This is a genomic window from Bradyrhizobium sp., from assembly GCF_049519115.1.
In the GTDB taxonomy this organism is placed as follows: Bacteria; Pseudomonadota; Alphaproteobacteria; order Rhizobiales; family Xanthobacteraceae; genus Bradyrhizobium.
This window is the reverse complement of the sequence record NZ_JBEKRB010000118.1, coordinates 1-7,784: the sequence shown is the minus strand read 5'-3', so window position 1 is coordinate 7,784 and position 7,784 is coordinate 1. Positions and strand designations below refer to the sequence as shown.

Annotated in this window: 6 protein-coding genes and 1 pseudogene; all 7 read right to left on the bottom strand. The window is 59.9% G+C overall.

What is annotated here, in order from left to right; translation table 11 throughout:
• Window positions 1-134: 134 nt before the first annotated feature.
• Window positions 135-1,237 (bottom strand): annotated as a pseudogene (gene dinB / locus ABSE61_RS35225) (DNA polymerase IV).
• Window positions 1,212-2,762 carry a group II intron reverse transcriptase/maturase gene (gene ltrA / locus ABSE61_RS35220; protein WP_423875777.1) on the bottom strand — a complete coding sequence of 517 codons (1,551 nt, stop codon included), beginning with the start codon at window positions 2,760-2,762 and terminating at the stop codon, window positions 1,212-1,214. Before ltrA ends, dinB begins: the two are co-directional and overlap by 26 nt.
• A 785-nt stretch (window positions 2,763-3,547) precedes the next feature.
• Window positions 3,548-3,748, bottom strand: coding sequence for an antitoxin VbhA family protein (locus tag ABSE61_RS35215; RefSeq protein WP_423875775.1), 201 nt, complete (start codon window positions 3,746-3,748; stop codon window positions 3,548-3,550).
• A gap of 6 nt (window positions 3,749-3,754) precedes the next feature.
• A complete protein-coding gene (locus tag ABSE61_RS35210; RefSeq protein WP_423875776.1) occupies window positions 3,755-4,459 on the bottom strand; it encodes an SOS response-associated peptidase in 705 nt (234 codons plus the stop codon).
• A 118-nt stretch (window positions 4,460-4,577) separates the two neighbouring features.
• Entirely contained in the window at window positions 4,578-5,567 is a 990-nt protein-coding gene (locus ABSE61_RS35205; protein ID WP_423875774.1) for a tyrosine-type recombinase/integrase, read from the bottom strand.
• Window positions 5,564-6,487, bottom strand: a complete 924-nt coding sequence (locus tag ABSE61_RS35200) for a tyrosine-type recombinase/integrase (RefSeq protein ID WP_423875773.1) — start codon at window positions 6,485-6,487, stop codon at window positions 5,564-5,566. Before ABSE61_RS35200 ends, ABSE61_RS35205 begins: the two co-directional genes overlap by 4 nt.
• A complete protein-coding gene (locus ABSE61_RS35195; protein WP_423875772.1) occupies window positions 6,484-7,707 on the bottom strand; it encodes a site-specific integrase in 1,224 nt (407 codons plus the stop codon). The genes ABSE61_RS35200 and ABSE61_RS35195 overlap by 4 nt, the downstream gene beginning before the upstream one ends.
• Window positions 7,708-7,784 lie beyond the last annotated feature (77 nt).

Genomic DNA, 7,784 nt, shown 5'->3' with positions numbered 1-7,784 from the left:
CCACGAGACGAAGACCGAATTCGCGGCGTGAAGTAGTTGGCATGGCAATATACGATGTCCGCTTGCATCCCAAACAGACATCGCGTGGTCACCTGGAGATGTCCGCTCGTGAAATCCTGATCCTGCTGCTCGCCTCAAATCGGGAGACCAAGTTGCGATTCCTCTTGGTCGTCGCCTTGCAATGAAGAAAGAGAACCCCCCAAGAGGCGCACCGGTTGGGAACGGGCATCTCGTTCTGAAGCAGGGCGATCGACAGCCGTTCGAGGTCGCCGCGGCTCGCTACCGCGACGGGGATCGACCTGCTGCGCGTGATGATCTCGAAGTCGTTGAACTTGACCTTCAGCGTCACCGTTCGACCGCGAGATCCCTTGTCTTCGCAATGTCGCCAGACCTTGTCGATCAGCGGCTGCAGTTCGGCGGCCATGGCGTCGAATTCGGTGAGGTCGCTGGAGAACGTGTTCTCGGCGCCGACGGATTTCCGGATGCGGTTCGCGCGGACCTCGCGATTATCGACGCCTCTCGATATCCAGTAGTAGTACGCGCCGGCCTTGCCGAAGTTGGCTTGCATGAACTCCAGCGTCTGATTGCGCATGTCGAGTCCGGTGTGGAGGCCGAGCGAGTTCATCTTCGCAGTGGTCGCCGGCCCGATGCCGTGGAATTTGCCGACGGGCAGCGCCTCGACGAACGCCGGTCCCATCTCGGGCGTGATGACGTACTGGCCGTTCGGCTTACGGTGGTCGGAAGCGAGCTTCGCCAGAAACTTGTTGTAGGAGATGCCGGCGGAGGCGTTGAGGCCGGTTACCTCCTTGATCTTGGCCCGGATCGCGAGCGCGTCGTCCCGGGCCAGCGGAATGTTCTGTAGGTTTTCGGTCACGTCGAGGTAGGCCTCGTCGAGCGACAGCGGCTCGATGATCGGCGTGTGCTCGGCGAAGATTTCACGTATCTGCTGCGAGACCGCTTTGTAGAGCTCGAAGCGAGGCTTCACGAAGATCAGGTCCGGACACTGCCGCTTCGCCGTCACTGATGGCATGGCCGACCGGACGCCGAACTTGCGGGCTTCGTAACTCGCCGCAGCGACCACGCCACGCTCTTGCGATCCGCCGACGGCGACCGGCTTGCCTCGAAGATCCGGGTTGTCCCGCTGCTCGACCGACGCATAGAAGGGTAGAGTAGGCGATGAGCGCCAATTCCGCCTTACGGCGGATGGTTTCTTATCGCCTCTCGCCGAACCGGACATGCGCCTTTCGGTACGCATCCGGCTCTCCAGAAGATATTGCAAAAGGAGGCGGTTTCATCCAACCAAGGAGAAATCGGGTTATCGAAGTCCAAGCGAGAACATACTGCTCGCGTGGTCCTTCTCGCCAAAGACGCCTTGTCGGGCGGCGACTGCTCGGTCCAAAAAACCGCATCATGTCGCGTGCCCGCGCTTTCCGGTACTTCTTGCGAAGCCAACACCAGATGCGGCGTGTTACGAACCAATCAATAGCCGTGAACACTTTGCCCGCTCTGGCGCAGTGGCGATAATAGCCAGCCCAGCCGCGAAGGATGAAGTTCAGTTCTTCGAGTTTCTGACCGAGTGTCACTAGGTTCGTATTGACCTTTGTGAGTACCTTGATCTTGTGACGCAGATCAGCGGCTTTTGCTTTAGGGATTTCGACACGGGGAAAATATCCGTATCGTTTATCCCATCGCATCGCGACGTGGAATCCGAGAAACTCGAATCCCTCTGTTACCGGCGTGATCGTTGTCTTTTCCGGTGACAGTTCGAGGCCAGTAGTCTGACGCAGGTAGTTAGCCAGCGCTTCTTTCTCTGCGATGGCATCATCCTCTGTCCCAGACACTAGAACAACGAAGTCATCGGCATATCGGATCGGGAAGAACACGCAGCGTCCTGCCTTGTGATCCCGACCCCGTGCTCCTCGTGCCGCCGCTGCCCCATCGCTGAGGCGGCGGTCCTGGAGTTTTGACCGGTGATACGTCCATCTCTCGTAACGTTCCTCGATCGCGCTAAGCGCGATGTTGGCAAGCAACGGGGAGATGATCCCACCTTGAGGCGTGCCGTTGTCTGTGCGCAGGAATTGATCCTCCGCCAAAACTCCGGCTTTCAGAAACTTTCCGACCAACCTCACGACCCGCCGGTCGGCCACGCGTGTGCGCAGCCTATCCATGAGATGGTGATGGTTGATGTTGTCGAAACAGCCCTTTATGTCGCCCTCAATGATCCAGTTATACGGCATTCGGTGCCGCCGGCTATCCTGATCCCGCTTTCGCGGTTGCAGGGATTGCCTGATATGCTCCAAGGCGCCGTGCGTGCTTCTGCCGGGACGAAACCCGTAAGAGACAGGCCAGAATTGCGCCTCGAAGATTGGCTCGAGAACTGCTTTGACCGCGCCTTGAACGACGCGGTCCTTTACCGTGGGAATGCCCAGGGGCCGGAATTGCCCCGGTTTACCGGGTTTGGGAATGAGCTTCCGCCTTGAAGGACTCGGATGGTATGTGCCGGAGCGCAATTCCTGCCGAATGCCTTCAAGAAACGTCCGCTCACCTATCCTTTGCCGGATGCGATCCACGGTAATCCCGTCGACGCCGGCGGAGCGCTTACCTTTGTTGGTAGAGACGCGCCGCCAAGCGTGTCGGATCATGCGGTCGTCAGTAAGCCAACCCCATAGATCCCGCCACGTTTCGTCGGGATTTGCCTTGCTTTGCTGATAGAGCCTGCGTTGAACGTCGAGTACCCAAGCCTCATCGGCCTGATAATCCATGTCCACAGATTGCTTCCCCGTCATGCAGACCTATCATCTTCCTGCTTTCCTTCGCCGCGTGCGCGGCTTTCCCGCGCCCTGACTACTACGAAAGCTCCGCCCTCGGTGTCGTCCATCTTCTGCCGTCGCGACTAGCCCGATTCCGTGCCGGGCAGACGATCCGAGTTCCCGTGTTCCGATCTCCAACCTTTGTGCCGTTAGGCGGTGAGCTCTACCCCTGGCGATACTGGAGACAGGGCTGAGAGAGCCGTTCCTGTCTCGGGCACGTTGCACGTGTCCAGCAGCAGAGATGGACTGAGCCCTGCCGCTTCTAATCGCGTTACCTCCAGTGCCATCACACTTGAGGAGGCGTTATCGATAAATACAGAGGCTTCCGGCGCTCACTTCGTTGTCTCGCCATAGACACTGCGGTAGCTCGGCCCGCGAGTGGTGGCTCGCATCCGATACAGTTAAGGCTGATCTGCTTATGGCACCCGACCGGCGACGCCCGGTCGAGCTTTTCAGCCCCCTTTCGACTGTCGCTCTTACAGTCGAGACGACATTTCAGCCGTCGGTAGGAAATCAGCGAGCGTAAGAGATGTTACTTAAGTCATGTTTCACCTCTCTCGCGCCTTCACGGCGCACCGTCCATGTCGACGTGGATGATCTTGCGGTGAAGCACTGGGCCGGGCGCGGTCATGTGTGGAGGATACAATATTTCGCCGCGGGCTTTCCCCATTCCCGGACCACGGCACCGCCAATAGATGGACAACGTACCGATCATTCAACAATACGACGAATTATCCTCAGTCATTGCTTCTTTCCCGGGCGCGACAGATCACCCGGTCGCGCATTTCCGTCGCCGAGATCTCGCCGGCCTCGAACAGTGCGAGTTGCTCCAGGCAATACGCTGACGGCTGCCCTCCCTCCATGCGAGTGATGGCGACGGCGTTCTTCACGATCTTGACTCTAGCTTGACGTTCGGGGTCGGAGTCGAAATCATTCATGATTGCTCAGCCGGCTGACGCCAGATCCTCCTTTACGCCCCGGGCGACGATCCGGAGCGACCCGTCCGGAAGCGGGCGCTGCAGCTTGAGGGCCTCGTCCGGAGGCGCGGTCATCCAGTTCTCAACTTCTTCCTCTGTCGTCAAGATCACCGGCATCGCCTTGGGGTGGATGGCGCCGACCTCGGCATTCGGCTCCGTCGTCAGGAACGCGTAGAGGTCGTTGGTGGTCTCGCCTTCCTTGACCTGCCGGACCGACGTCCAGTTGGTCCAGATGCCGGCGAAGCAGGCGAGCGGGCGGCTCTCATCGAGCGCGAACCAGATGTCGCCACCTTCGGTCTTGTTGAACTCGCTGAAGCTGTTGAACGGCACCACGCAGCGGTTCTCGACGCCGAGCCACCTGGTCCAATGTTTGCTCGTCACGTTGCGGATGTTGGTCGTGCCGCTGTCCGGCTCCATTCGCAGCAATTCCTTGAAATCGACCGGCTTGCCCTTGGCTTCCAGCTTCGCGGCGCGCTTCTTGGTCGCTTCCATCAGGGCTTGTTGCGAGGATGGCATACCCCACCGCGCGGTCGCGAGTTCGCGGCCCTCGGCTCCGGTCCGGACGATCGGCGCCTTGTAGTCCGGAAAGACGCCCGGCATCGGTGCGAGGTTGCCGACGTACCGGTTGACCACGCGAAACAGCGCGATGATTGCCGCCTGGTTGGTGGTGATCGAGTAGAGGTTATGCCGACGTCGGCATAACCTCTACTATGCCGACTTCTGGATTATGCCGACCATTGGCTCAAAACGGGCTCTGGCGGCGGCGATCGCTGCGTTGGAGTCGGCATAATCACAGTGCCTCCAAAAATGCGAGAAGCTTGTCGTTCGGTCGAAAACGACCGGGAGTGGCGACCGTTGGAGCTGTCGCGGCCAGTGCGCGTTCCTTGATTCCCATATCAGCGTGTAGGTAGATGTGGGTGGTTTCGACCTGCTCATGGCCGAGCCAAAGTGCAATCACTGAGGTTTCAATTCCTGCCCGCAGCAGTCGCATCGCGGCGCTGTGACGCAACACATGCATGCTGATGGTTTTCTGTCCCAACGACGGACAGGCGCGGGTGGCGATCTGAACGTATTTGGCGAGCCGATGTTCGACGGCGTCACGGCTGAGTGACGTCCCCGACTGGGTGACGAAAAGTGGTTCCGTCGGCTGACCAGCGCGCTCGGCGAGCCAAACACGCAGGAGGGCGGCCATACCCGAGGTAATTGGTGTGATCCGCAACTTCCGTCCTTTCCCCATGCAACTGACATGGGCGCCAGTGCCGAGATGAACATCGCTGATGCGAAGGCCGATCAATTCTGACGCACGCAGGCCCGTTTGGGCCGCGAGCGTAAGCAAGGTATGGTCGCGCCGCCCGGTCCAGGTCGAGCGGTCGGGTGCGCGGAACAGCGCATCGAGTTCCGGTTCGATCAGGAAAGTGACGATCCTCCGGTCGAAACGCTTGCGTGGAATGGCAAGCACGCGTTCGATTATGGCGGCATGCTCGGGATGTCGAAGCGCTGCGTACCGGAACAGCGAACGGACGGCGGCAAGTCGAGCGTTGCGAGTGCGCGCGCTATTCTCCCGCTGCTTCTCAAGATGGTCGAGGAAGGCGCCGATGAGCGGCGCATCAAGATCGTCGATGTCTAGCTTCGATGGTTCGACGTCTTTCCTCGCGGACGCGAAGACCAGCAGCAGCCGCAGCGTGTCCCGGTAGGCCGCAAGTGTATGGGGACTAGCTTGGCGCTGGCGGATGAGGCGTTCCGTGAAGAACGCTTGCAGGGTTGGGGCAAGTGCGGTCATGCGGCACCTCCGAGGTGCCGCTCCAAACGATCACCAATCAGCGTCAGCAACTCCGGCGCAGCTGAGAGATACCAATATGTGCTGACAGGATCGACGTGGCCGAGGTAGGTCGACAACAACGCGATCCGGTTCCCCGGCTCCCGGCCATCTCGATATCCGTCAAGGATGGTATTGACGGCAAATCCATGCCGCAGGTCATGCAGCCTCGGACGGCATGAGGCAGAGCGCGGCTTGAGGCCGGCGACATCCACAATTTGACGAAAGACGGGCTGGACGCCCATGTAGCGGAACCTGGTGCCAACCGTAGTGACCAGCAGTGCGGGCGTATTCGACGAGTTTTTCGGACGGTCGTCTCGACGCAGATAATCAACCAGTGCAGCCACGGTGCTCGGATGCAGCGGCAATTGGCGAGACTTGCCGAACTTTGCGTTCCGAATGGTGAGTAGTCCAATGACGGAGTCAAAATCGTCGCGGTCGAGGCCGATCGCTTCCCCAACCCGCATTCCGGTCACTGCAAGCAAAGCGATCAATGTCCGAAATGTCGCCACTCGGTGCGGTGTCCGCAGCGTCCCGGCTGCGGCGATGAGAGCCGCGATATCCGACTCCGAATATAGGTAGGGGGTGGCTCGGCCTTTTTGCTGCACCAGCAAGTGTGTCGGGGGCACCTCGGTCGCGGGGACGATCCCGCGCAGGTGTTTAGCGAAGCGGCGAACAACGGAAAGCCGGGCAAACGCCCAGGTTCGACCGCGCTTAGGGAGTGTCGCCCAAGCGAGCGCCGCCTCGGTTGTCAGATGATCTTCGCCGCGATCCTCGACGAAGGTGAGAAACTGACCGAGGAGCTTCTCGGCTCGATAGAGCTTAAAGCCGAGGGCGCGGCGAACCACAAAGTAGTCTGCGAGAGCCTTGCGGAGAGCGTTCATGCGACGACACCCGGCCAGGGGCGAGCGATCGACCGCAGAGCATCGCGATCGACCTTGGCATAGATCGATGTCGTAATGGCGTTGCGGTGGCGCAGGAGTTGTCCGATCTCGGGCAGCGATGCACCGCCGCGTAGCATCAGAGTCGCTGCGGTGTGACGCAGCCGGTGAGCATGGATCCGTTCAAAGCCGCACCGTTCGCCAGCGTGGCGAACAATCTGCGTTACCGCGCCAGTGGTGAGAGCGTGATGCGGAGCTGTGATCCGTGCAAACACCATTCGGCCTTGCGCGCTTGCGGGACGGCCGTGATGCAAGTAAGCCGCGATTGCTTCGCCGACATCTGCAGGTAATGGCAGTCGTTCGGAGCGATTGCCTTTGCTGTGGGCAATCACGATCTCGCCGCCTCGCCAATCGATGTGCTCAAGTTGCAGTTTGGCGACTTCGCCTGCCCGCAAGCCCAGGCGAACAAGCATGGTCAGGACCGCGAAGTCACGGCAGCCACTTCGGGTGCTGGTGTCGCAGGACGCCAGAAGGCGCTGCACTTGGTCAGCGGCCAATCCCTTCGGCAATCCGGTTAATCGCCGACCGGGAACGGTCGGTACCGCAGACACTAGTGACCGATCGATAGCGCCGTCGACGTGAAGAAAACCGAGTAGTGATCGAAGGGCCGACACCGTCAGCCCGGCCGTCCCAGGGCTCAGGCGGGGGCAGTTTGTCACCACAAAGGAAATGACGTCAGCTGCCGTCAGGCTTCGAAGGTCCAGAGTAAGGCCGTCCGGCAAGACCTTGGTTTGAAGGAAGGGACGCATCAGTTCAATATACCGGGACGCCGACGCATTCCTGATGCCACGTTCAAGTATCAAGTAGCCCCGGTATCGCACCAGGGTCGCTTCAAGCACTCCGCTGGCCGGCGGCGACAAAGCCGCCGGTGCGATCCCAAGACCGCGCAGGTAACCGAGGATCGGCTGCATCGCTCTGATAGAGCGAAGAAAGCTGTAACCTGCTTCACGACGGCTGAGCTGAAACTGCTCTACTTCCTTTGCGCGTAGCTCCCCTGCATCGAGCCCCTCGCTCACAAGCCAATTGCTCAGGTGGTTTAGCAGCAATAACTGAATGCGGGCCTGGTGCGGGCTATAGCCTTCTCGTGTCATGTGGTCGGCAAACCCAGTCGCGAATGCCGAAAGCGGACCCGAAACCCCAACTCGTGACAAATCAATCAACATGAAAGCCTCCCTTCAATTGGCAAGAGGGAGACTGTACGCTGTGAGACCAATCGGATTATGCCGACTCCAACGCAGCG